Source organism: Salmonella sp. WC3, assembly GCF_042932255.1.
Classification (GTDB): Bacteria; Pseudomonadota; Gammaproteobacteria; order Enterobacterales; family Enterobacteriaceae; genus Salmonella; species Salmonella enterica.
Window position 1 is genome coordinate 2,148,520 of sequence record NZ_CP170629.1, and the last position, 26,118, is coordinate 2,174,637.

At 53.9% G+C, this 26,118-nt stretch carries 24 protein-coding genes; 19 read left to right on the forward strand and 5 right to left on the reverse strand.

All coding sequences use genetic code 11. The features are described 5' to 3' along the window. Position 1: 1 nt before the first annotated feature. The 5 genes from yceG (at position 2) to ptsG (ending at position 5,192) form a co-directional block, all read left to right on the forward strand. Positions 2 to 1,024 (forward strand): cell division protein YceG, encoded by a 1,023-nt coding sequence (yceG, locus tag ACFK9X_RS10240; protein ID WP_151116328.1) that lies wholly within the window; start codon positions 2 to 4, stop codon positions 1,022 to 1,024. Beyond that, the gene (gene tmk, locus ACFK9X_RS10245; protein ID WP_000535396.1) at positions 1,014 to 1,655 is read left to right on the forward strand and encodes a dTMP kinase; all 642 of its coding nucleotides are present in this window, start codon (positions 1,014 to 1,016) and stop codon (positions 1,653 to 1,655) included. Before yceG ends, tmk begins: the two co-directional genes overlap by 11 nt. Continuing rightward, the gene (gene holB / locus ACFK9X_RS10250; RefSeq protein ID WP_151116330.1) at positions 1,652 to 2,656 is read left to right on the forward strand and encodes a DNA polymerase III subunit delta'; all 1,005 of its coding nucleotides are present in this window, start codon (positions 1,652 to 1,654) and stop codon (positions 2,654 to 2,656) included. Before tmk ends, holB begins: the two co-directional genes overlap by 4 nt. Positions 2,657 to 2,666: 10 nt before the next feature. After that, positions 2,667 to 3,464, forward strand: a complete 798-nt coding sequence (locus ACFK9X_RS10255) for a metal-dependent hydrolase (RefSeq protein ID WP_000480274.1) — start codon at positions 2,667 to 2,669, stop codon at positions 3,462 to 3,464. Positions 3,465 to 3,758: 294 nt separating this feature from the next. Continuing rightward, positions 3,759 to 5,192: a PTS glucose transporter subunit IIBC gene (ptsG, locus tag ACFK9X_RS10260; RefSeq protein ID WP_000475705.1), complete on the forward strand. Its 1,434-nt coding sequence runs from the start codon at positions 3,759 to 3,761 to the stop codon at positions 5,190 to 5,192. A gap of 84 nt (positions 5,193 to 5,276) precedes the next feature. On the opposite strand, the gene fhuE is transcribed toward ptsG, so the two are convergent. Continuing rightward, on the reverse strand, positions 5,277 to 7,451 hold the full coding sequence (gene fhuE / locus ACFK9X_RS10265) for a ferric-rhodotorulic acid/ferric-coprogen receptor FhuE (protein ID WP_151116332.1): 2,175 nt from the start codon (positions 7,449 to 7,451) through the stop codon (positions 5,277 to 5,279). A 341-nt stretch (positions 7,452 to 7,792) separates the two neighbouring features. Between fhuE and hinT the strand changes: the two genes are divergently transcribed. The 8 genes from hinT (at position 7,793) to ACFK9X_RS10305 (ending at position 13,865) form a co-directional block, all read left to right on the forward strand. Next, a complete protein-coding gene (gene hinT, locus ACFK9X_RS10270) occupies positions 7,793 to 8,152 on the forward strand; it encodes a purine nucleoside phosphoramidase (protein ID WP_001532068.1) in 360 nt (119 codons plus the stop codon). A 2-nt stretch (positions 8,153 to 8,154) separates the two neighbouring features. Next, positions 8,155 to 8,529, forward strand: coding sequence for a YcfL family protein (locus ACFK9X_RS10275; RefSeq protein ID WP_000589563.1), 375 nt, complete (start codon positions 8,155 to 8,157; stop codon positions 8,527 to 8,529). Positions 8,530 to 8,542: 13 nt separating this feature from the next. Then, positions 8,543 to 9,181, forward strand: a complete 639-nt coding sequence (gene lpoB, locus ACFK9X_RS10280; protein WP_000164359.1) for a penicillin-binding protein activator LpoB — start codon at positions 8,543 to 8,545, stop codon at positions 9,179 to 9,181. Beyond that, positions 9,162 to 9,986 (forward strand): thiamine kinase, encoded by an 825-nt coding sequence (gene thiK / locus ACFK9X_RS10285; RefSeq protein ID WP_151116334.1) that lies wholly within the window; start codon positions 9,162 to 9,164, stop codon positions 9,984 to 9,986. The genes lpoB and thiK overlap by 20 nt, the downstream gene beginning before the upstream one ends. 10 nt (positions 9,987 to 9,996) lie before the next feature. Further along, on the forward strand, positions 9,997 to 11,022 hold the full coding sequence (nagZ, locus tag ACFK9X_RS10290; RefSeq protein WP_151116336.1) for a beta-N-acetylhexosaminidase: 1,026 nt from the start codon (positions 9,997 to 9,999) through the stop codon (positions 11,020 to 11,022). Between the two features lie 24 nt (positions 11,023 to 11,046). After that, the gene (gene ycfP, locus ACFK9X_RS10295; RefSeq protein ID WP_000587943.1) at positions 11,047 to 11,589 is read left to right on the forward strand and encodes an alpha/beta hydrolase YcfP; all 543 of its coding nucleotides are present in this window, start codon (positions 11,047 to 11,049) and stop codon (positions 11,587 to 11,589) included. A gap of 253 nt (positions 11,590 to 11,842) precedes the next feature. Next, a complete protein-coding gene (gene ndh / locus ACFK9X_RS10300; RefSeq protein ID WP_000211053.1) occupies positions 11,843 to 13,147 on the forward strand; it encodes an NADH-quinone dehydrogenase in 1,305 nt (434 codons plus the stop codon). Positions 13,148 to 13,325: 178 nt separating this feature from the next. Further along, the gene (locus ACFK9X_RS10305; RefSeq protein WP_001043449.1) at positions 13,326 to 13,865 is read left to right on the forward strand and encodes a glycine zipper 2TM domain-containing protein; all 540 of its coding nucleotides are present in this window, start codon (positions 13,326 to 13,328) and stop codon (positions 13,863 to 13,865) included. Between the two features lie 74 nt (positions 13,866 to 13,939). Here ACFK9X_RS10305 and comR read toward each other — a convergent pair whose 3' ends face one another. Beyond that, a complete protein-coding gene (gene comR / locus ACFK9X_RS10310; protein ID WP_000205983.1) occupies positions 13,940 to 14,575 on the reverse strand; it encodes a TetR family copper-responsive transcriptional repressor ComR in 636 nt (211 codons plus the stop codon). Between the two features lie 241 nt (positions 14,576 to 14,816). Between comR and bhsA the strand changes: the two genes are divergently transcribed. Then, positions 14,817 to 15,074: a multiple stress resistance protein BhsA gene (gene bhsA, locus ACFK9X_RS10315; RefSeq protein ID WP_151116338.1), complete on the forward strand. Its 258-nt coding sequence runs from the start codon at positions 14,817 to 14,819 to the stop codon at positions 15,072 to 15,074. 96 nt (positions 15,075 to 15,170) lie between these two features. On the opposite strand, the gene ACFK9X_RS10320 is transcribed toward bhsA, so the two are convergent. Beyond that, a complete protein-coding gene (locus ACFK9X_RS10320; RefSeq protein ID WP_151116340.1) occupies positions 15,171 to 16,136 on the reverse strand; it encodes a L,D-transpeptidase family protein in 966 nt (321 codons plus the stop codon). 147 nt (positions 16,137 to 16,283) lie between these two features. Then, positions 16,284 to 19,730, reverse strand: coding sequence for a transcription-repair coupling factor (gene mfd, locus ACFK9X_RS10325; protein ID WP_151116342.1), 3,447 nt, complete (start codon positions 19,728 to 19,730; stop codon positions 16,284 to 16,286). Between the two features lie 337 nt (positions 19,731 to 20,067). On the opposite strand from mfd, the gene lolC reads away from it, so the two are divergent. The 5 genes from lolC to cobB are packed head-to-tail and all read left to right on the forward strand — an operon-like array spanning position 20,068 to position 24,985. Then, positions 20,068 to 21,267 (forward strand): lipoprotein-releasing ABC transporter permease subunit LolC, encoded by a 1,200-nt coding sequence (gene lolC, locus ACFK9X_RS10330; RefSeq protein ID WP_191964521.1) that lies wholly within the window; start codon positions 20,068 to 20,070, stop codon positions 21,265 to 21,267. After that, positions 21,260 to 21,961, forward strand: coding sequence for a lipoprotein-releasing ABC transporter ATP-binding protein LolD (gene lolD, locus ACFK9X_RS10335; protein ID WP_001033714.1), 702 nt, complete (start codon positions 21,260 to 21,262; stop codon positions 21,959 to 21,961). Before lolC ends, lolD begins: the two co-directional genes overlap by 8 nt. Further along, on the forward strand, positions 21,961 to 23,205 hold the full coding sequence (gene lolE / locus ACFK9X_RS10340) for a lipoprotein-releasing ABC transporter permease subunit LolE (protein WP_000168092.1): 1,245 nt from the start codon (positions 21,961 to 21,963) through the stop codon (positions 23,203 to 23,205). Before lolD ends, lolE begins: the two co-directional genes overlap by 1 nt. 28 nt (positions 23,206 to 23,233) lie before the next feature. Then, on the forward strand, positions 23,234 to 24,145 hold the full coding sequence (gene nagK, locus ACFK9X_RS10345) for an N-acetylglucosamine kinase (protein ID WP_151116346.1): 912 nt from the start codon (positions 23,234 to 23,236) through the stop codon (positions 24,143 to 24,145). 18 nt (positions 24,146 to 24,163) lie between these two features. Then, on the forward strand, positions 24,164 to 24,985 hold the full coding sequence (gene cobB / locus ACFK9X_RS10350; protein ID WP_001191856.1) for a Sir2 family NAD+-dependent deacetylase: 822 nt from the start codon (positions 24,164 to 24,166) through the stop codon (positions 24,983 to 24,985). An 81-nt stretch (positions 24,986 to 25,066) separates the two neighbouring features. On the opposite strand, the gene potD is transcribed toward cobB, so the two are convergent. Beyond that, the gene (gene potD, locus ACFK9X_RS10355; RefSeq protein ID WP_000759329.1) at positions 25,067 to 26,113 is read right to left on the reverse strand and encodes a spermidine/putrescine ABC transporter substrate-binding protein PotD; all 1,047 of its coding nucleotides are present in this window, start codon (positions 26,111 to 26,113) and stop codon (positions 25,067 to 25,069) included. Positions 26,114 to 26,118: the final 5 nt, after the last annotated feature.

Here is a 26,118-nt window from a genome sequence, read left to right on the forward strand (position 1 = left end):
TATGAAAAAATTGTCAGGCGTTTTCCTTCTGCTGTTGGTTGTGCTGGGTATTGCCGCGGGCGTGGGGATGTGGAAAGTTCGCCATCTGGCGAACAGCACGTTACTTATTAAAAACGAGACTATTTTTACGCTCAAGGCGGGAACGGGGCGGCTGGCGTTTGGCGACCAGCTTTATGATGAAAAAATCATTAATCGCCCCCGGGTATTTCAGTGGCTGCTGCGCGTGGAGCCTGAGTTATCGCACTTTAAAGCGGGAACTTACCGTTTTACGCCCGGGATGACCGTACGGGAGATGCTTGAGTTGCTGGAGAGCGGCAAAGAAGCGCAATTCCCGTTGCGGTTTGTGGAAGGGATGCGCCTTAGCGATTACCTGAAACAGCTACGAGAGGCGCCGTATATTCGCCATACATTGCCGGATGATGACTACGCCACTGTCGCTCAGGCATTAAAGCTTGCGCACCCGGAATGGGTAGAAGGGTGGTTCTGGCCTGATACCTGGATGTATACCGCCAACACCAGCGATGTCGCTATTCTCAAGCGAGCGCATCAAAAGATGGTGAAAGCTGTCGATACTGTCTGGAAAGGTCGGGCCGAGGGGCTGCCTTATAAAGATCAGAACCAACTGGTGACAATGGCCTCGATTATTGAAAAAGAGACGGCTGTCGCCAGCGAACGCGATCAGGTGGCCTCAGTCTTTATTAATCGCCTGAGAATCGGTATGCGCCTTCAGACCGATCCCACCGTGATTTACGGGATGGGGACGAGTTATAATGGTAACTTGTCGCGTGCGGATCTGGAAAAGCCGACGGCTTATAACACGTATACCATAACCGGGCTGCCGCCAGGACCGATTGCATCGCCCAGCGAAGCGTCATTGCAGGCGGCGGCGCATCCGGCGAAAACGCCGTATCTCTATTTTGTGGCCGACGGTAAAGGCGGTCACACATTTAACACCAATCTTGCCAGCCATAATCGGTCAGTGCAGGAGTACCTGAAAGTGCTTAAGGAAAAAAATGGGCAGTAATTATATCGTCATCGAGGGCCTGGAAGGCGCCGGAAAAACCACTGCGCGCGACGTGGTGGTGGAGACCCTTGAGCAACTGGGTATTCGTAACATGATTTTTACCCGTGAGCCGGGCGGTACGCAGCTTGCCGAAAAACTACGAAGTCTGGTGCTGGATATTCGATCGGTAGGCGACGAAGTGATTACCGATAAAGCGGAAGTGCTGATGTTTTATGCCGCTCGCGTACAGCTCGTCGAAACGGTAATCAAGCCCGCGCTGGCGCAAGGCATATGGGTGATCGGCGATCGCCACGATCTCTCGACCCAGGCGTATCAGGGGGGAGGGCGCGGCATTGATCAAACCATGCTGGCGACACTACGCGATGCCGTGCTGGGCGATTTTCGCCCTGACCTGACGCTGTATCTGGATGTCACGCCGGAAGTCGGGCTAAAACGCGCCAGAGCGCGCGGCGATTTGGATCGCATTGAGCAGGAATCTTTTGATTTCTTTAACCGGACTCGCGCGCGCTATCTGGAACTGGCGGCGCAAGACTCGCGTATCCGCACCATTGACGCGACCCAGCCGCTGGATGCCGTCATGCGCGACATTCGCGCCACGGTGACGAAGTGGGTGCAGGAGCAAGCGGCATGAAATGGTATCCATGGTTACGGCCCGCCTATGAAAAACTGGTAGAAAGTTACCAGGCGGGACGTGGGCACCATGCGCTACTGATTCAGGCCTTACCTGGCATGGGCGACGAGGCGCTGTGCTATGCGCTGAGCCGTTATCTGTTATGCCAGCAGCCTGAGGGCCACAAAAGCTGTGGGCATTGCCGTGGCTGTCAGCTTATGCAGGCTGGCACGCATCCGGACTATTACACGCTGACGCCGGATAAAGGCAAAAGCAGCCTCGGCGTAGATGCGGTACGCGAGGTCAGCGAGAAATTGTACGAGCACTCCCGTCTGGGCGGCGCGAAGGTGGTGTGGATTGCGGATGCGGCGCTATTAACCGACGCCGCCGCCAATGCGTTGCTCAAAACGCTGGAAGAGCCGCCGGAGCAAACCTGGTTTTTCCTTGCCAGCCCGGAGCCTGCTCGTCTGTTGGCGACATTACGCAGCCGCTGCCGGCTGCATCATCTGGCGCCGCCGTCCGAATCGTATGCGATGTCATGGCTGTCGCGAGAAGTGACGGCGTCACAAGAAGAATTGCTCACGGCGCTACGTCTGAATGCGGGGTCGCCCGGCGCCGCGCTGGCGCTGTTGCAGTCTGAACGCTGGGCGCAGCGTGAGGCGCTGTGTCAGGCGTTAATGGACAGTTTGCATACGGGCGACTGGTATGCGGTATTAACGGCGCTCAATCATGAGCAAGCCCCGGCGCGCCTGCACTGGCTGGCGACGCTGCTGGTAGACGCGCTGAAACGTCAGCACGGCGCGTCGTACCTGACAAACGTTGATGCGGACGCGGTTGTTGCCGCGCTGGCGGGGCCGCTATCCCCGGCGCGTATTCAGGCAATCCTGAACGATGTTTGCCATTGTCGTGATCAATTACTTCATGTGACCGGATTAAACCGCGAACTGGTATTAACCGGTCTCATTCTCCGCATCGAGCATTACCTGCAACCAGGCACCTTGTTGCCTGTTCCTCATCTTTGAGAGAGACATTATGTTTTTAGTCGACTCACACTGCCATCTTGATGGTCTGGATTATCAATCTTTGCATAAGGACGTGGACGATGTGCTGGCGAAAGCCGCCGCGCGCGATGTGAAGTTCTGTTTAGCGGTGGCGACGACGCTGCCGGGGTATCGCCATATGCGCGAGCTGGTGGGCAAGCGCGATAATGTGGTCTTTTCCTGCGGCGTGCATCCGTTAAATCAGGATGAAGTATATGACGTAGAAGAACTGCGCCTCCTTGCTGCAGAAGACGATGTGGTGGCGATGGGCGAGACCGGGCTTGATTACTTTTACACGCCTGAGACCAAAATCCGCCAGCAGGCGTCTTTTATTCATCATATCCAGATTGGCCGCGAATTGCATAAACCGGTGATTGTCCATACTCGCGACGCGCGTGCCGATACGCTGGCTATCCTGCGCGAAGAAAAAGTGACGGATTGCGGCGGCGTACTACACTGTTTTACAGAAGACAGAGAAACGGCCGGCAAATTGCTGGATCTGGGGTTTTATATCTCTTTTTCCGGCATCGTAACGTTCCGTAACGCTGAACAGTTGCGTGATGCGGCGCGCTATGTGCCGCTGGATCGGTTATTAGTCGAGACCGATTCTCCTTATCTGGCGCCGGTGCCGCATCGCGGTAAAGAGAACCAGCCTGCGATGGTACGCGACGTCGCAGAATATATGGCGGTATTGAAAGGGGTTGCCGTTGAAGAACTGGCGCAGATCACCACCGATAACTTTGCTCGCCTGTTCCATATTGACGCGTCTCGCCTGTCATCAATCCGTTAAACGAGTTTTTTTAAAGCTCGTAATTAATAAGCAAAGCGCGTAAAGTTCACCGCCACAAAAGGGGCGGTGAACGAGCTTATGGAAACATTCGGAAACTCATTTTGGCAGAATGTGATACTTTTTAGGCTATCTGGCGCTGAAACGTGATAGCCGTCAAACAAAATCAGACGTATTTATTTTACTCTGTGTAATAAATAAAAGGGCACTTAGATGTCCTGTCCACGGCGGGGTTCTCCCCCCTCGCCAATGCGTGAGAACGTAGAAAAGCACAAATACTCAGGAGCACTCTCAATTATGTTTAAGAATGCATTTGCTAACCTGCAAAAGGTCGGTAAATCGCTGATGCTGCCGGTATCCGTACTCCCTATCGCAGGTATCCTGCTGGGTGTCGGTTCCGCTAACTTCAGCTGGCTGCCAGCCGTTGTATCGCACGTTATGGCAGAAGCGGGCGGATCTGTTTTTGCCAATATGCCGCTGATTTTCGCTATCGGCGTGGCGTTGGGCTTCACCAACAACGACGGCGTTTCGGCGCTGGCGGCGGTAGTAGCGTATGGCATCATGGTGAAAACCATGGCTGTGGTTGCGCCGCTGGTTCTGCATTTACCTGCTGAAGAGATCGCCGCTAAACACCTTGCTGATACGGGTGTTCTCGGGGGGATTATCTCCGGTGCGATCGCAGCGTATATGTTTAACCGCTTCTACCGTATCAAACTGCCTGAGTATCTGGGCTTCTTTGCGGGCAAACGCTTCGTGCCGATCATTTCGGGTCTGGCCGCTATTTTTACCGGTGTGGTGCTGTCTTTCGTATGGCCGCCAATCGGTACGGCTATCCAGGCGTTCTCGCAGTGGGCGGCTTATCAGAATCCGGTTGTCGCGTTTGGTATTTACGGTTTTATCGAGCGTTGCCTGGTGCCGTTTGGTCTGCATCATATCTGGAACGTTCCTTTCCAGATGCAGATCGGCGAATACACCAACGCAGCGGGTCAGGTATTCCACGGCGACATTCCGCGCTATATGGCGGGCGACCCGACGGCGGGTATGTTGTCTGGCGGCTTCCTGTTCAAAATGTACGGTCTGCCGGCTGCGGCCATTGCTATCTGGCACTCTGCTAAACCAGAAAACCGCGCAAAAGTGGGCGGTATCATGATTTCCGCCGCGCTGACCTCGTTTTTGACGGGTATTACCGAGCCTATCGAGTTCTCCTTCATGTTCGTGGCGCCGATCCTGTACATTATTCACGCGATTCTGGCAGGTCTGGCATTCCCGATCTGTATCCTGCTGGGGATGCGTGACGGTACGTCGTTCTCCCACGGTCTGATCGACTTTATCGTGCTGTCCGGTAACAGCAGCAAATTGTGGCTGTTCCCGATTGTTGGCGCCGGTTATGCGATTGTGTACTACACCGTGTTCCGCGTGCTGATCAAAGCGCTGGATCTAAAAACGCCGGGTCGTGAAGACACTACTGATGACGCAAAAGCGGGCGCGACCAGCGAAATGGCGCCGGCTTTGGTTGCGGCGTTTGGCGGTAAAGAGAACATCACTAACCTGGATGCCTGTATCACGCGTCTGCGCGTGAGCGTAGCCGATGTAGCGAAAGTGGATCAGGCTGGCCTGAAGAAACTGGGCGCGGCGGGCGTTGTCGTCGCGGGTTCCGGCGTTCAGGCTATTTTCGGTACGAAATCCGATAACCTGAAAACGGAAATGGATGAGTACATCCGTAACAGCTAAGCAGTAATGATGTTGGGGAGAATTAAGGCAGCCATTCGGCTGCCTTTTTTAATGGCGCTTTACATGCCGCTCTCCGACAGTCTGTCAGAACTGATAATTGGCGGTGAGGCTGACGTTACGCGGCGCGCCGTAAACAATGGAACCATCAATATTGGTGTCGTAGGTTTTATCAAACAGGTTGTTGATGTTTCCCTGTACGGAGAAATTTTTCGTCACCTGATAGCGGGTAAACAGATCGACCAGCGCATAGCTGCCCTGTTCGGCGCGGAAAGTGCCGTACGGCGTCGTGGTATCTTTGTAAACCCGATTCTGCCAGTTCACGCCGCCGCCGACCGTCAGCTCCGGTATCGCCGGCAGACGATAGCGGGTGAATAACTTCACGCTGGTGCGCGGGAGATTAGGGTTCACGGCGTTACCTTCATTGTCCTCGGCAACATACCGGGTAGCCCCGAAAGTCATCTGCCAGTTATCGGTAATTGCGCCGTTCACTTCAAATTCGACGCCTTTGCTCACCGTTCCGTCAGTAGACTTCCAGGCAAACTCCCCATTACTGCCAGGGATGGGAATAGTGGTTGCCTGAGCGACGTTATTCTGCTCAATGCGGAACACGGACAACGTGGTGGTGAGGCTACTGTTCATCCAGTCGGACTTCAGACCCGCTTCATAGTTATTACCGGTAATCGGAGCCAGATATTGACCCGCTTTGTCGCGTTTATTCTGCGGCTGAAAGATAGAGGTATAACTGGCATAAGCGGACCAGTTGTCGTTGATATCATAAATCAGCCCGGCATACGGCGTGGTATGGTTTTTCTCCATGCTGTAGGTCAGTGTATCAACACGCCAGTTGGTATAACGAGCGCCGAGAATCAGATGCAGCGGGTCGGCCAGCGAAATGCGCGTAGCGGCATACAGCGATTTCATATGCGTGGTATCGTCCTGCGCCAGATTTTGTGGCGCCCAGTGGGTTTGGGGGAAATTACCGTTAAAGGCGCTGAAGTTGCCAATGTCGTCCGGAAAGACGTTCGCCCAGGCGCTAAAATAGCGGTTATTCTGTTTACTATAACTGCCGCCAAACATCATATTGTGCTGACGGCCAAACAGCTCATAAGCGCCATCGGCAAAGAGATCTATGGCATCTACTTTGCGCTTGCCGCTGTTCCAGCCCGTACCGCCGACCACGGGGTAGCTTGCGCCATAAGGACTCACCAGCGTACCTGTCTCTTTATCGACTAACGCATCGATATACATCATTTTACTGTCGAATTTGACCTCAGTATGGGTCGCATTCAGGGTCGCCTGCCAGCTTTCGGCAAAACGCTGTTTAAGCGTGACGAAGAATTTATTTATCTCTTTGTTGTTATAAGCCCAGTCCGGGGCGGTACTACGCGCGCGGTCATAGCTATTTTTGCTGCCATCGGTGTTCCAGCGCGGCAGACCGCCCCAGGTTGGGCTGTTGACATCAATTTTTTGATATTCATAACCGGCTGAAAGGTTGGTGGTTGTACCCAGATCGGCATCGACAATTCCGGAAAAGAACGCTTTCTCACTGTTATAGCGGTCCAGCCAGGAATCATTATTCTGATAACCCGCCACGATGCGCCCACGGACATTGCCGTCCGCGGTGAGCGGACTTTGCAGATCCATGACGTAACGCTGCTTATTCCAGCTACCGTATTCTGTGGAAACGTTACCTTTGAACTCCCGACTGGTGGCGTGTTTACGGATCATATTAATTGAGGCCGAAGGATTACCGGTCCCGGTCATCAGCCCATTCGCGCCGCGAACCACCTCCACGCGCTCATACAGCGCGGTATCCGTTAGCGCATCGCCCAGATTCCAGCGGGACTCAAAATACGTTGGAATACCGTCAACCATATAGTTGTCAATTTCAAACCCGCGCGAGTAATAGCTGATGCGATCGGAGTCAGCCTGGCTTCCGCTGATCCCTAGCGTATTGGTCATCACTTCGCCCAGGGTTTGCAACTGCTGGTCTTCCATACGCTGCTGGCTGACAATACTGACCGACTGCGGGATATCGCGCTGAGTCATCGGCATTTTGGTGCCCGCTGCGGTCGTTTTCACGCTGTAATCCTGTTCTTCACGGTTTACGGCGTCAGTGGTCGTCTCGCCTTCGACAATAACGGTATCCTCAGCCGCGAAGGCGGCAGGCATAAATGCCATCGCCATACTCATAGCTAACAGCGACGGTGCGGCGGTGGACGGAAGGTGTTTGTCCCGGCGGTATTGAATGAAAGACATCTGAAAATCCTTGCTTGTTATTGGGGTAAGTTCAGGACGTATGACGTTGAACCTTTTCATTCTTTGCTAGTTAATGCGCATAAAAATGCAAATGAGAAATATACGCATTTGTATTAAATGTGTAAAACGGTATAACCAGGGAAACTAGAAATATTTTTTAAGCGTACAAAGGCGTCATGGCAGGGGGATATGGCGGTAAGTCCAGCATGTAGTCATTTTTCGCTTAATAAATCGTGGGTTAAAGTTGAAAGAGCGTCGGTAACTCGCTCATACTCTATACTCGCAGTATGGCTCGGCGTAGCATGTGCGCTGCAAGGGCTATTATGAAAAAGGAAAACGTCGTGGCAGAAGAAACTATATTCAGCAAAATTATTCGTCGTGAAATCCCTTCGGATATCGTTTATCAGGATGAGCTGGTCACCGCCTTTCGTGATATTTCACCGCAGGCGCCGACGCATATCTTGATTATTCCCAATATCCTGATCCCAACCGTCAATGACGTGACGGCGGAACATGAACAGGCGTTAGGTCGGATGATCACCGTGGCGGCGAAAATCGCTGAACAAGAAGGCATTGCCGAAGATGGGTATCGTTTAATCATGAATACCAACCGTCATGGGGGCCAGGAGGTTTATCATATCCATATGCACCTACTGGGCGGCCGCCCGCTAGGCCCGATGCTGGCGCATAAAGGCTTGTAAGTATGATCAAAGGATGCATCGCGGTTTCTCTGGGCTTGCTGCTGCTTACCGGCTGCCGGTCACACCCTGAAATTCCGGTAAGCGACGCGCAGTCGCTGGTGATGGAGTCCACGGTTCTGGCGGCGGGCGTCACCGCAGAGCCGCCTGAACTGACGGCGTCTGATATCCAGCCATCAGCCTCTTCCCGCGTCTATAACGAAAGGCAAGAGCCCATAACCGTTCATTATCGGTTTTACTGGTATGACGCGCGGGGGCTGGAGATGCATCCGCTGGAGGCGCCGCGTAGCGTAACCATACCCGCGCGTTCGTCGGTAACGCTATTTGGCAGCGCCAATTATCTGGGGGCGCATAAGGTCAGGCTTTATCTTTATTTGTGAGGAGTGAATTTTGATGACAAAAATGCATCGCTACGCCGCCATTGCTGCGCTGGCGATATTTCTCTCCGGGTGTATGGCGCAACGTCAACCTGCGCCAGTTGAAGAGGTAAAACCAGCGCCAGAACAACCCGCGCAGCCGCCGCAGCCTCCTGTTGTGCCGTCTGTGCCAACGATTCCACAGCAACCGGGGCCGATCGAACATGAAGATCAAACGGGCCAGCCAGCGCCTAAGGTGCGCCACTATGACTGGAACGGCGCGATGCAACCGCTGGTCAGCAAAATGTTGCAGGCTGATGGCGTGACGGCCGGAAGCGTATTGCTTGTTGACAGCGTGAATAACCGGACGAATGGGTCGTTAAATGCGAACGAGGCAACGGAAACGTTACGTAATGCGCTGGCGAACAACGGTAAATTTACGCTGGTGTCCGTACAGCAACTCTCGATGGCAAAACAGCAGTTAGGATTGTCTCCGCAGGATAGTCTGGGAACGCGCAGTAAAGCTATTGGCATTGCGCGCAATGTCGGGGCGCAATATGTACTTTACTCCAGCGCATCCGGTAACGTTAACGCGCCTGCATTACAGATGCAGTTAATGCTGGTGCAAACCGGCGAGATAATCTGGTCAGGTAAAGGTGCGGTCCAACAACAATAATCCCTTAACGCGCGACGAGATCCTGTCGCGCTATTTTCCCCAGTATCGTCCCGCCGTCGCCGCATCGCAGGGGCTAAGCGGCGGGAGCTGTATTATTGCCCACGATACTCACCGTGTCGTGCTGCGCCGTCATCACGACCCCGACGCTCCACCAGCCCATTTTTTACGTCATTACCGCGCCTTATCCCAATTGCCGGCCAGTCTTGCGCCGCGAGCGCTTTTTTATACTCCAGGCTGGATGGCGGTAGAATATCTGCATGGTGTGGTAAATTCCGCTCTGCCAGATGCCGACGAACTGGCGGCCTTACTGTATCATTTGCATCAACAGCCGCGTTTTGGCTGGCGTATCGCGCTATCGCCACTATTGGCGCAGTACTGGTCGTGTTGCGATCCGGCAAGGCGTACGCCGTTTTGGTTGCGGCGGCTCAAACAGTTGCAAAAAAACGGTGAACCTCGCCCGCTTCGGCTCGCGCCTTTGCATATGGATGTCCATGGCGACAATATAGTATTAACGTCCGCCGGGTTGAGACTGATTGACTGGGAGTATGCCGGCGACGGCGATATTGCGTTGGAGCTGGCGGCAGTATGGGTTGAGAATGAACGCCAGCACCGACACTTGGCAAACGCTTATGCCGCGCGCGCGCGAATCGACGCCCGGCAGCTTTGGCGACAGATACGATTATGGCACCCCTGGGTCATTATGCTAAAAGCAGGGTGGTTCGAATACCGCTGGCGACAAACCGACGAGCAACAATTTATCAGGCTGGCCGATGAAACCTGGCGCCAGCTACGTATGAAAGGATAAGGAGAGCAGTGTGGGCCCAGTAATGTTGAATGTCGAAGGATGTGAGCTGGATGCGGAGGAGCGCGAGATACTGGCGCATCCGCTGGTTGGCGGGCTTATTCTGTTCACGCGTAATTACCATGACCCGGAACAGCTGCGCGAATTAGTGCGCCAGATTCGGGCGGCATCGCGTAACCATCTGGTGGTGGCCGTCGATCAGGAAGGCGGGCGCGTACAGCGTTTCCGTGAAGGGTTTACCCGCCTGCCCGCGGCGCAATCTTTTTTTGCGCTGCATGGGCTGGAAGAGGGGGGGCGACTGGCGCAGGAGGCAGGGTGGCTGATGGCCAGCGAAATGATCGCGATGGATATTGATATCAGTTTTGCGCCAGTGCTGGACGTCGGGCATATCAGCGCGGCAATTGGCGAGCGTTCTTATCATGCCGATCCCGCAAAAGCGTTGGCAATGGCAACACGCTTTATTGACGGCATGCATGACGCCGGGATGAAAACGACCGGTAAGCATTTCCCCGGCCACGGCGCGGTCACGGCGGACTCCCACAAAGAGACGCCGTGCGATCCACGTCCTGAAACGGACATCCGTGGCAAAGATATGTCGGTGTTCCGCACGCTGATTAGCGAGAATAAACTGGATGCGATTATGCCTGCCCACGTGATCTACCGCGCTATCGATCCGCGTCCGGCAAGCGGTTCGCCGTACTGGCTGAAAACGGTGCTGCGTCAGGAGTTAGGCTTTGATGGCGTCATTTTCTCCGACGATCTGTCGATGGAGGGCGCGGCGATTATGGGCAGCTATGCTGAGCGCGCTCAGGCGTCGCTGGATGCGGGTTGCGATATGATTCTGGTCTGCAATAATCGTAAAGGCGCAGTCAGCGTGTTGGATAATCGGTCGCCGATCAAAGCAGAACGTGTTACACGTTTGTATCATAAAGGTTCATTTTCACGCCGGGAGCTCATGGACTCAGCACGCTGGAAAACAGCCAGCGCCCAGCTCAACCAGTTACATGAACGCTGGCAGGAAGAAAAAGCAGGTCATTAACTCGAGTTTTCGTGAGGGTGCCAGATGATTATTTATTTACACGGTTTTGATTCAAATAGTCCGGGCAACCATGAAAAAGTGTTGCAATTACAGTTTATCGACCCGGATGTTCGGCTGGTAAGCTACAGTACGCGGCATCCTAAGCACGATATGCAGCATCTGCTGAAAGAAGTGGACAAAATGTTGCAGTTGAATGTGGACGAGCGCCCTTTAATCTGTGGCGTGGGGCTGGGCGGTTACTGGGCGGAGCGGATTGGCTTTTTGTGCGATATCCGTCAGGTGGTTTTTAACCCGAACCTGTTCCCCTATGAAAACATGGAGGGGAAAATCGATCGCCCGGAAGAATATGCGGACATCGCTACAAAGTGCGTGACCAACTTTCGCGAAAAAAATCGCGATCGTTGTCTGGTGATCCTCTCGCGTCATGACGAAGCGCTGGACAGCCAACGCTCAGCGCAAGCGCTTCACCCGTTTTATGAAATTGTGTGGGATGAGGAACAGACTCACAAATTCAAAAATATTTCGCCGCATTTGCAACGTATCAAAGCGTTTAAAACGCTGGGGTAACGCCCCCGGCAATATGGCGTTATCAGTGACCGGATAACCAGCCTTGCGGCTGGTTTTTTTATGCTCAATTCTCGCAAACTGTCTATCTTTTCAGCATGAAAACTTGATGCACATCAATTTTGGTATGACCAATGCACCGTTCATGCTATTCTCATATCAGAAGCTTATTCTCATTAACGTAACTTGTTGTTAATTAAAGGCTATACTAATAACTTTTAATTAACAATTGGTTAATAAATTTAAGGGGGTCACGTTGACTACACCATTAAAAAAGATCGTGATTGTCGGCGGCGGCGCTGGCGGGCTGGAAATGGCGACGCAGTTAGGCCATAAACTGGGGCGCAAGAAAAAAGCGAAAATCACGCTGGTAGACAGAAATCACAGCCATCTGTGGAAACCATTGCTGCACGAAGTGGCGACTGGCTCTCTGGACGAAGGCGTGGATGCGCTGAGCTATCTGGCTCATGCGCGTAATCATGGTTTCCAGTTCCAGCTGGGGTCGGTGATGGATATCGATCGCGAAGCGAAGACCATCACCATTGCCGAGTTGCGTGATGAAAAGGGCGAACTGCTGGTGCCGGAGCGCAAAATCGCGTATGACACGCTGGTGATGGCGCTGGGCAGCACCTCTAATGATTTCAACACGCCGGGCGTGAAAGAGCACTGTATCTTCCTCGATAACCCGCATCAGGCGCGCCGTTTTCACCAGGAGATGCTGAATCTATTCCTCAAGTATTCGGCTAATCTGGGCGCGAACGGTAAGGTCAATATCGCCATCGTTGGCGGCGGTGCGACGGGGGTTGAGCTGTCGGCTGAACTGCATAATGCGGTAAAACAGCTGCATAGCTATGGTTATAAGGGGCTGACCAACGACGCGCTGAACGTGACGTTGGTTGAGGCTGGCGAGCGTATTCTGCCTGCGTTGCCGCCGCGTATCTCCAGCGCCGCGCATAATGAACTGACCAAACTGGGCGTTCGCGTGCTGACGCAAACTATGGTCACCAGCGCCGACGAAGGCGGTCTGCATACGAAAGAAGGTGAATATATTCAGGCCGATCTGATGGTGTGGGCGGCGGGTATCAAAGCGCCAGATTTTATGAAAGAAATTGGTGGTCTGGAAACGAACCGCATTAACCAACTGGTAGTGGAACCGACGCTGCAAACCACGCGCGATCCTGATATTTATGCGATTGGCGACTGCGCTTCCTGCGCACGTCCGGAGGGAGGTTTTGTGCCGCCTCGTGCTCAGGCGGCGCATCAGATGGCTACCTGCGCGATGAATAACATTCTGGCGCAGATGAATGGCAAACCGCTGAAAGCTTACCAGTATAAAGATCATGGATCGCTGGTCTCTCTGTCCAACTTCTCTACCGTGGGTAGTCTGATGGGGAACCTGACCCGCGGTTCAATGATGATTGAAGGACGTATCGCCCGCTTCGTGTATATCTCGCTATACCGTATGCACCAGATAGCGCTGCATGGATACTTTAAAACCGGCCTGATGATGCTGGTGGGCAGTATTAACCGCGTCATTCGTCCGCGTCTGAAACTGCATTAATTTCTCTGCGCCTCACCGGCTGCTCGCGCCGGTGAGCGCTTCTCCATCACTCGCTTCGGAGTTGTCCGAATCCTTCAGCTTTACCGCCTCATCCCGCATTTTTCATCCTCATTCCGATTGGCTTTGTTCGCATACTGGTTGCAAAATTGTTACCAATAGCAACGAAGGAGGAACTCCCGTGAATAAATCAATGTTGGCGGGTATAGGGATTGGCGTAGCGGCTGCGCTGGGTGTGGCGGCAGTGGCCAGTCTCAACGTATTTGATCGTGGTCCGCAATATGCGCAGGTGATATCGGCTAAACCGATTAAAGAGACGGTAAAAACGCCGCGTCAGGAGTGCCGTAATGTCACGGTCACGCATCGCAGACCGGTTCAGGACGAAAACCGTATTGCCGGCTCGGTGCTTGGCGCAGTAGCAGGCGGCGTGATTGGACATCAATTTGGCGGCGGTCGTGGTAAAGATGTGGCGACAGTCGTCGGGGCGCTGGGCGGCGGTTATGCTGGCAATCAAATCCAGGGATCAATGCAGGAAAGTGATACCTACACTACCACGCAGCAACGCTGTAAGACGGTGTATGACAAATCTGAAAAGATGCTTGGCTACGACGTGACCTACAAAATTGGCGATCAGCAGGGCAAAATCCGCATGGATAAAGACCCCGGAACGCAAATTCCTCTCGACGGCAATGGCCAACTGGTTCTGAATAACAAAGCATAAAAAAGCTGTACTCTGCAAGTTAGCCCCTCATTCGCTCAGGCTGAGGGGCTTTTTTTTATCCGATGACCCGTCGTTCAGGGCTTGAGCAGTTCAGGCCAGATGCGCAGAGTCGTATGCGTAATTTGCATCAGTTGTTCGAAGGTGGCTCCTTCACGGGCGCTGATCGACATTCCCTGTAAAATACAGTTTATATATTCCGCGAGCGCCTGCGGGTTACAGTGTGCCGGAATTTCACCGCGCTCCTGACGTTGGCGCAGAAACTGGATGAGCGTCTGTTCCTGCATGGCGTGGCGTGATTTTACCGTGCGGGCGATATCGCGCGAGGAGGCGGCAAGGGTGGCGGACGTATTAATCATAAAGCAGCCAGCCGGCGTGTCTGTACTGGTAAAGCAGGCGGCAATTTCTGTGAAGTAATCTTCCAGCGCCGATTCCACGCTTTTCTCTTCACAAAAGAGCTGGGCTTCGTGCTTTGAGGCAAAGCGAGTGATGTAGCGATCCAAGACAGCGCGAAATAATCCTTCTTTGTTAGTGAATTCCGCATAGAGAGTAGGCGCTTTCGCCCCGGTAGCCTCTACGAGATCGGCAAGCGAAGTTGCTTCATAGCCGTGCTGCCAGAAGAGAGTCATGGCCTTATCAAGCGCGGCTTCCCTGTCGAACACTTTTGGTCGGCCACGGCTTTTCTTCGCGCAACTCGTGGTATCCGTTGTCATGATGCCGTTGTACCTGTTTAAAGAGCGGTCTCTCTATTATAAAAACAAACCACTTCTGGCTCCAGAGTATTCATTAGAAAAATAAATCAATTCTATTCACATGAAAAATAACATCTTTATAAATTATATAACGATCATTATAAAAAGAGGTTGACGTGTGATGTAGATCACATCTATGATTAATTTATCGATCGTTAAGTTAATGCTTGCGACACCCATTCATCTGCTAAAGGTCATCACTATGAAAAACGTAAAAACCCTCATCGCTGCTGCCGTACTGAGTTCGCTCTCATTCGCCAGCTTCGCCGCCGTTGAAGTTCAGGTAACGCCAGAAGGTCAACAGAAGTTCGGCACCATTTCCGCGAATGGCGGCACGAATCTGGGCTCGCTGGAAGATCAGCTGGCGCAAAAAGCGCAGGAGATGGGGGCGAAGTCTTTCCGTATTACCTCTGTTACCGGCCCGAATACCCTTCACGGTACGGCGGTAATCTATAAGTAAGCATTAACCCTCATTAATGCCGCTGCGATTGCCACAATAAAAAAAGAAAGCCTCGCGATGCATCGCGAGGCTTTTTTGTCGGTCAGCTATTCACGCTTACAGCGACTGCGGTTTCGCCTCTGATTGACGGGTTACATCCACCGGCATTCCGGAACGCACTTCCATAACATGTTCCATCACCGCAGCATCGGTCTGCGGCGCGTCCTTAAAGGCCTGCATCGGGCCATTCAGCACAATCGGCAGCACCTGTGGATCGTCGCCTATATTTTTAGACAGCGGCTGATGAACTTCCACCAGTCGCACGCCGCCTGGCTCCACCGAGGCTTTAATCGGCGTATTGATTATATTCACTTTGGTTCCCGGCGTGACCTGACGGAACAATGTCTCTATATCACCGTCGCGCAGACGGATACAGCCGGAACTGACGCGCATACCAATGCCAAAATCGGCATTCGTGCCATGTAACAGATAGACGCCGCCGTAGGCCGCTAAACGAATCGCGTGATGCCCCATTGGGTTATCGGGACCGGCAGGCACCACGGCGGGGAGATCGATACCTTGCGCTTTATAACGGGCGCGAATATTGGCGGTCGGCGTCCAGGTTGGATTGGCGCGTTTATCCGAAATGGTCGTCACCATCGTTGGCGTCAGGGTATCGCCGCCCAGTTGGCCAATCCCGATAGGGTAGACCGTGACCGTATTTTTCCCCGGTTGATAATAGTAAAGCCGTAATTCCGCGAGGTTAATGACGATACCTTCACGTGGCGCGTCCGGTAGCAGCGTTTGCAGCGGAATCGTTAGCACGCTGCCTGCGCGTGGCACGTAAGGATCAATGCCGGGGTTGGCCTGTAACAGGGCTAAAAAGCCCACGTTATATTTTTTGGCGATCGCCTCCAGCGAGCCGCCGCCGTCTTCAACGACATGGAATTTATTTTCTCCCACCAGTCGACTGCCGGGGGGCGGAAGAGGCCACGTATTCGCCTGCGCGGGAAGGGCAAGCATAATGGTCGCGGTAAGCGCAAGCAACGCCCACCAGCGAGAGAGTCGCGTATTGTTGAACATTATAATAAACCCATGATTATTATGTGGTTATTTTTATAAAAGAGGAAATAAGAATTATGGCGGTTGGCTGTGTCTGGAACTGCAGGGAAGTGCAAAGAATTTGTAAAGATTAGGCCGGACGCAGAGTAATGACGCCCGGCCTGACGCTTATGCAATAGCGTTTTCTTCCAGTTGCTGCATAAACTGGCGTACCCAGTCTATACGCGTTTTACGTTCGCTTAAATCCTGAATAAACTTGAGGCGCGTCGGGCCATCCAGACGGAAATGCTGCGGCTGTTTTTGCAGCAACCCGATAAGCCAGGCGGGGTCAACGTGGTTTTTCTCGGCGAACTCAATCGTTCCGCCTTTCTCGTTACCCTCCAGTTTTCGGATGCCGAGCTTTTGCGCCTGTTGGCGCAGGCGTGCGATATCCAGCAGATTACGCGCCGGATCGGGCAGCAGGCCGAAGCGGTCGATCAATTCCACTTTGATCTCTTCCAGCTCGTTTTCGTTCTTCGCGCTGGCAATGCGTTTATAGAATGACAGCCGGGTATTAACATCCGGAATAAAATCATCTGGCAGTAACGACGGCATTCGCAGCTCGACTTCCGTTTGCTGACTGGTGAGATCTTCCAGCGAGGGTTCGCGGCCTGCTTTCAGCGCATCAACGGCGTTTTCCAGCAGTTCCATGTAGAGTGAGAAGCCAATGGTTTCCATTGAGCCGCTTTGCTCTTCGCCAAGCAGTTCGCCCGCGCCGCGGATCTCCAGATCGTGGGTCGCCAGCGCAAACCCGGCGCCTAAATCCTCCAGCGACGCAATCGCCTCCAGCCGTTTTTGCGCATCGGTGGTCATGGCCTTAGGATGTGGCGTCAACAGCCAGGCGTAGGCCTGGTGGTGCGAGCGCCCAACGCGGCCACGCAGCTGGTGCAACTGCGCGAGGCCGAAATGATCCGCGCGTTCAATGATGATCGTGTTAGCGGTGGGAATGTCGATCCCCGTTTCGATAATGGTAGTACACACCAGCACGTTAAAACGTTGATGGTGGAAATCATTCATGACCCGTTCCAGCTCACGTTCGCGCATCTGCCCGTGGCCTATAGCGATTCGCGCTTCCGGCACCAGTTCCGCCAGCCGCTCTGCGGCTTTCTGAATATTTTCGACGTCATTGTACAAATAGTAAACCTGACCTCCGCGCAGGATTTCACGCAGAATCGCTTCCCTTACTACCAGGCTATCATACTCGCGGACAAAGGTTTTTACCGCCAGACGACGGGCAGGGGGGGTGGCGATAATGGAGAGATCGCGCATACCGCTCATCGCCATATTCAGCGTCCGCGGGATCGGCGTCGCCGTGAGCGTCAGAATATCGACATCGGCGCGCATCGCCTTAATTCGCTCTTTGTGGCGCACGCCGAAACGGTGCTCTTCATCGACAATCAGCAGGCCGAGGTCGCGCAGCTTCACATCGCTTTGTAGCAGTTTATGCGTACCGATCAGAATATCGATCTTACCCTCGGCGGCTTCCGCCAGGATTTGCGTCTGCTCTTTGGCGCTGCGAAAGCGGGACAGCATCTCAATGCGTACCGGCCAGTTGGCGAAACGGTCGCGGAAGTTGTCATAGTGTTGCTGCGCCAGCAGCGTGGTCGGCACCAGTACCGCTACCTGTTTATGGTTTTCCACCGCCAGGAACGCGGCGCGCATCGCCACTTCGGTTTTGCCGAAGCCGACGTCGCCGCACACCAGCCTGTCCATCGCCAGCGGTTGGCACATATCGCTCAATACGGCGTTAATCGCCTGTGCCTGATCGGGCGTCGTTTCAAACGGGAAGCTGTCGCAGAATAACTGATACTGCTCACGATCATGCTTAAAGGCAAAACCCTCTTTTGCCACCCGTTGCGCATAAATATCCAACAGTTCCGCTGCGACATCGCGCACTTTTTCCGCCGCTTTCTGCCGGGCGCGCGACCAGGCGTCGCCGCCCAGTTTATGCAGCGGCGCACTTTCTTCCGCGCCGCCAGCATAGCGGCTAATCAGATGCAATGAGGAAACCGGCACATACAGTTTGGCGTCATTGGCGTAGGTGAGCATCAGATACTCACCCTTGATGCCGCCAGCCTCCAGAGTGGTCATGCCGGCATAGCGTCCGACGCCGTGCTCCAGATGCACTACCGGTTGACCGACGTGGAGCTCCGCCAGGTTACGAATCAACGTATCCGGGTTGATCGTACGACGGGAATCCAGGCGGCGACGCGCGACCCGTTCACCCAGGAGATCGCTTTCGCAAATCAGCGCCAGATTGCGTTGGGTGTCGATAAAACCATGTTCTGCGGCGCCAATCATCAGATAGCGTCCCGCATCCTGCGCCTCGTCCAGGCGTAATATCCGCTTCGGCGCGATTTTTATGCGGGCCAGGAGCTCTCCCAGCGCTTCGCGGCGTCCTTCGCTTTCCACAGAAAAAATCACCGGACCGCTGAAAGATTCGAGGAACTTACGCAGCGCGTCCAGCGGCGCTTTCTGCTGCGCCTGGATAGCCAAATCCGGTAATTTCTGGAAACCGAGATTGGTATTGGCGGCTTTTTCCGGCAGGTGGTCGGTTTTAAGCTGGAGGCGAGGCCAGCGTTTAAGCTCGGAAAAGAGCTCATCCACCCGTAGCCAGAGGGCTTCCGGCGGCAAAAGCGGGCGCATAGGATCGACGCCACGATTTTCAAAACGCGCCAGCGTATCGGCCTGAAAGCGTTCGGCGCTGGTTTCCAGCGAGCCGGTATTCACCACCAGAGTATTGGCGGGGAAATAGCTAAATAATGGCGGTAACGGTTCGCTGAAAAAGAGCGGCTGCCAGTATTCGATCCCGGCGGGCAGAGTGCCTTTGCTGACCTGCTGATAGATGTGCTCGGCGTCGCGTTTTACCTCAAAGGTATCGCGCCACTGGCTACGGAAAAGCTCAATAGCGGCTTTGTCGGTAGGAAATTCGTGCGCGGGCAACAAATTGATGGCCTCGACCTCCTCCAGCGTACGCTGGGTATCCGCGTCAAACAGACGCAGGCTGTCGATTTCATCATCAAAAAAGTCGAGGCGATAAGGCTGTTCGCTGCCCATCGGAAAGAGATCCAACAGCGCGCCGCGCGTCGCGTATTCGCCATGCTCCATCACCTGATCGACATGCCGATAACCGGCGCTGTCAAGCTGCGCGCGCAGAGCGTCGCGGGACAACCGCTGGCCTTTTTTCATCACCAGCGCATGACCATGCAGATAGCTATGCGGACAAACGCGCTGCATCAGGGTGTTTACCGGTACAATCAAGACGCCGCGCTGCATCGACGGCAACTGGTAGAGCGTGGACAGGCGCGAAGAGATAATTTCCTGATGCGGGGAGAAGCTGTCATACGGTAGCGTTTCCCAGTCCGCCAGGTTCATCACCATCTGATCGGTAAACTGGCGGATTTCATCATGCAATCGCAGAGCATTTTGCATGTCAGGCGCTATGAGTACCACCGGACCGGCATGGCGTTCGGCTATCTCCGCCACCAGCGTAGCGCAAGCGGCGCCGGTAAGTTCGCCCAACTGGCGCTGATCGCCCGCTTTTGTCGGCAGCGTGTAACGTTGTTTTTCAGGCATAACGGTTGTCAGTATCTCTTTTTGTTTTACGCCGCACTCTACGCGTCACCCTTCAGGCTGCTTCATGGTTGGCTGCGCGCCGGGACAGCATGAAGGACTCAGGTATTCAGGGGCATATGACTGATAAGCAATGTTCTTTATTATCCGCGATCGTTGTTTATTAGCAAATTGAATCCGCCGGATAACGCGCCGAACAGGTAAAGTATGAACATGTAAGTGACTTGATTTGTCGGCCTTTTTCAGAATAACGCTGACGAACTCTTACGGTTCAGACATTTACGCATTCCGCTTTCGCTTATATACTCGGGACTTTGCTAACAGCAACCAGACGGATTACATGTATCAACCTGTCGCTCTATTCATCGGCCTGCGTTACATGCGCGGGCGTGCAGCAGATCGCTTCGGTCGCTTCGTTTCCTGGCTTTCCACTATCGGCATTACCCTGGGGGTGATGGCGCTGGTCACGGTATTGTCGGTGATGAACGGTTTTGAGCGCGAACTGCAAAATAACATTCTTGGTTTGATGCCTCAGGCCATCCTCTCTGCTGAACATGGTTCTCTTAACCCGAATCAGATGCCGGAAAAAGCGGTGAATCTGCAAGGCGTTAACCGTATTGCGCCGCTGACGACGGGCGATGTCGTACTGCAAAGCGCGCGTAGCGTTGCGGTTGGCGTGATGTTGGGTATCGATCCGGCGCAAAAAGATCCGTTAATGCCGTATCTGGTCAATGTGAAGCAAAGCGAATTACAGCCGGGTAAGTATAATGTCATCCTCGGCGAGCAGCTCGCCGGACAGTTAGGGGTCAACCGTGGCGATCAGATTCGGCTAATGGTGCCATCTGCCAGCCAGTTTACGCCAATGGGACGCCTGCCCAGTCAGCGTCTGTTTACGGTGATTGGCACATTTGCCGCCAATAGCGAGGTCGATGGCTATGAAATGCTGGTCAATATTCAGGACGCGTCGCGTTTAATGCGCTATCCGGCAGGCAATATTACCGGCTGGCGTCTGTGGCTGGATGAACCGCTGCAAGTCGATACCCTCAGCCAACAGACGCTGCCGCAAGGCACGAAGTGGCAGGACTGGCGCGAACGCAAAGGCGAGTTGTTCCAGGCTGTGCGCATGGAAAAGAACATGATGGGATTGTTGCTGAGCCTCATCGTGGCGGTCGCGGCTTTTAACATTATTACTTCGTTGGGCCTGATGGTTATGGAGAAGCAGGGTGAAGTGGCGATTTTACAAACTCAAGGGCTGACGCCGCGACAAATTATGATGGTCTTTATGGTGCAGGGCGCCAGCGCCGGGATTATCGGCGCGCTGTTGGGCGCCGCGCTGGGCGCATTGCTTGCCAGCCAACTGAATAACCTGATGCCGATCATCGGCGCGTTTCTGGATGGCGCTGCGTTGCCCGTGGCGATAGAGCCGTTACAGGTGATCGTTATCGCGCTGGTGGCAATGGCCATCGCGCTGCTTTCTACGCTTTATCCTTCCTGGCGCGCTGCCGCCATTCAACCCGCTGAGGCTTTACGTTATGAATAAGATCCTGTTGCAATGCGACAACCTGTGCAAACGCTATCAGGAAGGCACCGTACAAACCGACGTGTTGCACGATGTCAGCTTCAGTATCGGCGAAGGCGAAATGATGGCGATCGTCGGCAGTTCCGGTTCGGGTAAAAGTACGTTGCTGCATCTGTTAGGCGGGCTGGATACGCCCACCTCCGGCGATGTGATTTTTAGCGGCCAGCCGATGAGCAAACTCTCTTCTGCGGCAAAAGCGGAATTACGTAACCAGAAACTGGGGTTTATCTATCAGTTTCATCATCTCCTGCCGGATTTTACGGCGCTGGAAAACGTGGCGATGCCATTATTGATTGGCAAAAAGAAACCGGCGGAGATTGACGCTCGGGCGCGAGAAATGCTGCACGCCGTAGGGCTGGAGCATCGCGCAACCCATCGACCTTCGGAACTTTCCGGCGGTGAGCGCCAGCGTGTCGCGATAGCGCGCGCGTTGGTGAATAACCCGCGTCTGGTACTGGCGGATGAGCCGACCGGTAATCTGGATGCGCGTAATGCCGACAGTATTTTTGAGCTTCTGGGCGAGTTAAATCGTCTGCAGGGAACCGCGTTTCTGGTGGTGACTCACGATTTGCAACTGGCGAAACGTATGAGCCGCCAGCTTGAGATGCGCGATGGCCGCCTGACGGCGGAACTGAGCCTGATGGGGGCTGAGTAATGGCGTCGCCTTTATCATTGTTAATTGGCTTGCGCTTCAGCCGTGGGCGGCGGCGCGGCGGTATGGTTTCGCTCATTTCCGTCATTTCTACCATCGGTATCGCGCTGGGCGTGGCGGTATTGATTGTCGGTTTAAGCGCGATGAACGGTTTCGAACGCGAGTTGAATAACCGTATTCTGGCGGTGGTTCCGCACGGGGAGATTGAAGCGGTCAATCAGCCGTGGACCAACTGGCGTGAAGCGCTGGCAAAAGTGCAGAAGGTGCCGGGCATTGCCGCCGCCGCGCCGTATATCAATTTTACCGGCCTGGTAGAGAGCGGGGCGAATTTGCGCGCCATTCAGGTTAAAGGCGTCGACCCTAAGCAAGAGCAGCAGCTTAGCGCGTTACCGTCATTTGTGCAAAATCACGCCTGGGATCATTTCAAAGCGGGCGAACAGCAGATCATTATCGGCAAAGGCGTCGCCGATGCGCTGAACGTGAAACAGGGCGACTGGGTGTCCATCATGATCCCCAATGCGAATGCCGACCATAAGCTGCTCCAGCCCAAACGCGTGCGTTTGCATGTCATCGGGATTCTGCAACTGAGCGGCCAGCTCGATCACAGCTTCGCCATGATCCCGCTTGAGGATGCGCAGCAGTATCTGGATATGGGGTCCAGCGTTTCCGGTATCGCGCTTAAAGTCCACGACGTGTTTAATGCGAACAAACTGGTGCGTGACGCGGGTGAAGTGACTAACAGCTATGTCTACATTAAGAGCTGGATCGGCACCTACGGCTATATGTATCGCGATATCCAGATGATTCGCGCCATTATGTATCTGGCGATGATTCTGGTGATCGGCGTGGCCTGTTTTAATATCGTTTCCACCTTAGTGATGGCGGTAAAAGACAAAAGCGGCGACATTGCGGTATTAAGAACGCTGGGGGCGAAAGATGGTTTGATTCGTGCCATTTTCGTCTGGTACGGGCTACTGGCGGGCTTGCTGGGCAGCTTGATTGGCGTGGCGATCGGCGTTGTCGTTTCGCTTCAGCTTACCGCCATTATTAATGGGATTGAAAAGGAGATCGGGCATCAGTTTTTGTCCGGCGATATCTATTTTATCGACTTCCTGCCATCCGAATTACATTGGCTGGACGTTGTTTACGTACTGGTCACGGCGTTGTTGTTAAGCTTACTGGCGAGCTGGTATCCGGCGCGGCGGGCGAGCAACATTGACCCTGCGCGAGTATTGAGCGGGCAGTAATCGCGGAATATAAAAACAAGGAGCGGTGATGTATTACGGGTTTGACATTGGCGGAACAAAGATTGCGTTAGGCGTATTTGACTCAACGCGGCGGCTGCAGTGGGAAAAACGGGTTCCCACGCCCCATACCAGCTATAGCGCCTTTTTAGACGCCGTATGCGAACTGGTCGAGGAAGCCGACCAGCGATTTGGCGTAAAAGGGTCGGTAGGGATTGGCATACCCGGTATGCCGGAAACCGAAGACGGCACGCTGTACGCCGCGAATGTCCCGGCAGCCAGCGGTAAGCCGTTGCGCGCCGATCTCAGCGCCCGACTGGATCGCGATGTGCGTCTGGACAATGACGCTAACTGTTTTGCCTTGTCCGAAGCCTGGGATGATGAATTCACGCAATATCCTTTGGTTATGGGGCTTATCCTCGGCACCGGCGTCGGCGGTGGCTTGGTGCTAAACGGGAAGCCGATTACCGGTCAGAGCTATATCACCGGCGAGTTTGGTCATATGCGTTTGCCGGTTGACGCGCTAACGTTGATGGGGTTTGATTTTCCTCTCCTCCGTTGTGGATGCGGTCAGATGGGCTGCATTGAGAATTATCTGTCCGGGCGCGGGTTTGCGTGGCTATATCAGCATTATTATGATCAATCGCTGCAGGCGCCGGAGATTATCGCGTTGTGGGAGCAGGGCGATGAGCAGGCGCACGCGCATGTTGAGCGCTATCTGGATTTACTGGCGGTTTGTCTGGGGAATATACTGACGATTGTCGATCCCGATTTATTGGTGATCGGCGGCGGACTATCGAACTTTACGGCAATAACAACGCAACTGGCGGAAAGACTGCCGCGCCATCTCCTCCCTGTTGCCCGCGCGCCGCGCATTGAGCGTGCGCGGCATGGGGATGCAGGTGGGATGCGCGGTGCTGCTTTTTTACATCTTACCGACTAATCAAAAAAAGAGGTTGTTATGCAGTCGCGTCGGTTTCATCGATTAAGCCGCTTTCGTAAAAATAAACGTCTGTTGCGTGAACGTCTGCGCCAGCGGATCTTTTTCAGAGACAGAGTGGTGCCGGAAATGATGGAAAACCCAAGAGTATTAGTCCTTACAGGTGCAGGAATTTCTGCAGAGTCTGGTATTCGTACGTTTCGCGCGGCGGATGGCCTTTGGGAAGAGCATCGGGTTGAAGACGTGGCAACGCCGGAAGGATTCGCCCGTAATCCGGGGCTGGTGCAGACATTTTATAATGCCCGCCGTCAGCAGCTTCAACAGCCGGAAATACAACCCAATGCGGCGCATCTGGCGTTAGCGAAGCTTGAAGAAGCGCTTGGCGATCGCTTTTTGCTGGTGACGCAAAACATCGACAATTTGCATGAACGCGCGGGCAATCGCAACATCATTCATATGCATGGCGAGCTGTTGAAGGTGCGCTGTTCGCAAAGCGGCCAGATTCTGGAATGGAACGGCGATGTGATGCCGGAAGATAAATGTCACTGCTGTCAGTTCCCGGCGCCGCTACGTCCGCACGTGGTGTGGTTTGGCGAGATGCCGCTTGGCATGGATGAAATTTATATGGCGCTGTCGATGGCGGATATTTTTATCGCCATTGGCACATCTGGTCATGTCTATCCGGCTGCGGGTTTTGTGCATGAAGCAAAACTGCACGGCGCACATACGGTGGAACTGAATCTTGAGCCAAGCCAGGTCGGCAGCGAGTTTGAAGAGAAGCACTACGGCCCGGCAAGCCAGGTTGTGCCGGAATTTGTTGATAAATTCCTGAAAGGGCTGTAGTGCTGTTTGCCCGGTAACGCCTTATCCGGCCTACATTTCACGTTACGTTCATCTGTAGGCCTGACAGGCGCTTTGGCTGAATTAGCGTCCTGCTTTTAGCTTCTGATAATACTCTTCATAAATGGCGCTGGCGTCGCCGACATCGTTTTGCCACTCGCCTTTGCTGATGGTTTGCGCATCCGGATAGAGCGACTTATCATTGGCGACCTCCGGGCTTAACAGCTTACGCGCCGCCAGATTGGGGGTAGGGTAGCCGATGGTTTCTGCCACCTCTTTCGCGACGTCAGGACGCAGCAGGAAGTTGATTAGCTTCAGCGCGCCCTCTTTATTTTTCGCGTTCGCCGGAATAGCCAGGCTGTCCATCCAGAAAATACCGCCTTCCTTCGGCCAGACGACCTCCAGCGGCGTGCCAGCCTGACGAGCAACGAAGGCCGAACCGTTCCACACCATCCCCAGGTTGACTTCCCCTTCCATATACGGATTCGCCGGATTATCGGAGTTGAAGGCCGCTACGTTCGGCATCAGTTTTTTCAACTCTTCATATGCCGCTTCGATCTCTTTCGGATCGGTAGTGTTACCGGAATAACCTAGCTTGCGCAGCGCCATCTGGAAGACTTCTCGCGCATCGTCGGTTAAAAGCAGGCTGTTTTTATATTCCGGTTTCCACAAGTCAGCCCAGCTGGTAATGGTTTTTGGATCGATAGCATCGCTGTTCACGCCAATCGCCGTTGCGCCCCAGATATACGGAACAGAATAATCGTTGTTGGGGTCAAACGGTTTGTTGAGCATTTCCGGATCGAGGTTGTGGAAATTGGTTAATTTCGACTTATCGATCTTCTGGATCATGCCTTCTTTGCGCATTTTGTCGACATAGTATGTAGAAGGAACAACCAGGTCATACGCGCCATCTTTATAGGTTTTGAGTTTGGCATACATGGTTTCGTTCGACTCGTAGGTCGAATAAATCACCTTAATGCCAGTCTCTTTAGTGAACTGTTCCAGCAGGCCCGGCGGCACATACTCAGTCCAGTTATAGAAATAGAGCGTGTCGTTGTCGGAGGCATGAGCGGCACTCATACCCAGCGCCAGGGCGCCCGCCGCGAGCAGGTGGCGTGACCATTTTTTCATTTAAC

Excerpts from the sequence above, each read along its gene's own strand:
- ptsG (WP_000475705.1), top strand. The coding sequence starts at position 3,759 with ATGTTTAAGAATGCATTTGCTAACCTGCAAAAGGTCGGTAAATCGCTG.
- nagK (WP_151116346.1), top strand. The coding sequence starts at position 23,234 with ATGTATTACGGGTTTGACATTGGCGGAACAAAGATTGCGTTAGGCGTA.
- yceG (WP_151116328.1), top strand. The coding sequence starts at position 2 with ATGAAAAAATTGTCAGGCGTTTTCCTTCTGCTGTTGGTTGTGCTGGGT.
- ycfP (WP_000587943.1), top strand. The coding sequence starts at position 11,047 with ATGATTATTTATTTACACGGTTTTGATTCAAATAGTCCGGGCAACCAT.
- mfd (WP_151116342.1), bottom strand. The coding sequence starts at position 19,730 with ATGCCTGAAAAACAACGTTACACGCTGCCGACAAAAGCGGGCGATCAG.
- lolC (WP_191964521.1), top strand. The coding sequence starts at position 20,068 with ATGTATCAACCTGTCGCTCTATTCATCGGCCTGCGTTACATGCGCGGG.
- potD (WP_000759329.1), bottom strand. The coding sequence starts at position 26,113 with ATGAAAAAATGGTCACGCCACCTGCTCGCGGCGGGCGCCCTGGCGCTG.
- cobB (WP_001191856.1), top strand. The coding sequence starts at position 24,164 with ATGCAGTCGCGTCGGTTTCATCGATTAAGCCGCTTTCGTAAAAATAAA.
- fhuE (WP_151116332.1), bottom strand. The coding sequence starts at position 7,451 with ATGTCTTTCATTCAATACCGCCGGGACAAACACCTTCCGTCCACCGCC.
- bhsA (WP_151116338.1), top strand. The coding sequence starts at position 14,817 with ATGAAAAACGTAAAAACCCTCATCGCTGCTGCCGTACTGAGTTCGCTC.
- holB (WP_151116330.1), top strand. The coding sequence starts at position 1,652 with ATGAAATGGTATCCATGGTTACGGCCCGCCTATGAAAAACTGGTAGAA.
- lolD (WP_001033714.1), top strand. The coding sequence starts at position 21,260 with ATGAATAAGATCCTGTTGCAATGCGACAACCTGTGCAAACGCTATCAG.
- lolE (WP_000168092.1), top strand. The coding sequence starts at position 21,961 with ATGGCGTCGCCTTTATCATTGTTAATTGGCTTGCGCTTCAGCCGTGGG.
- tmk (WP_000535396.1), top strand. The coding sequence starts at position 1,014 with ATGGGCAGTAATTATATCGTCATCGAGGGCCTGGAAGGCGCCGGAAAA.
- ACFK9X_RS10320 (WP_151116340.1), bottom strand. The coding sequence starts at position 16,136 with ATGTTCAACAATACGCGACTCTCTCGCTGGTGGGCGTTGCTTGCGCTT.
- ACFK9X_RS10255 (WP_000480274.1), top strand. The coding sequence starts at position 2,667 with ATGTTTTTAGTCGACTCACACTGCCATCTTGATGGTCTGGATTATCAA.
- comR (WP_000205983.1), bottom strand. The coding sequence starts at position 14,575 with ATGACAACGGATACCACGAGTTGCGCGAAGAAAAGCCGTGGCCGACCA.
- ACFK9X_RS10275 (WP_000589563.1), top strand. The coding sequence starts at position 8,155 with ATGATCAAAGGATGCATCGCGGTTTCTCTGGGCTTGCTGCTGCTTACC.
- lpoB (WP_000164359.1), top strand. The coding sequence starts at position 8,543 with ATGACAAAAATGCATCGCTACGCCGCCATTGCTGCGCTGGCGATATTT.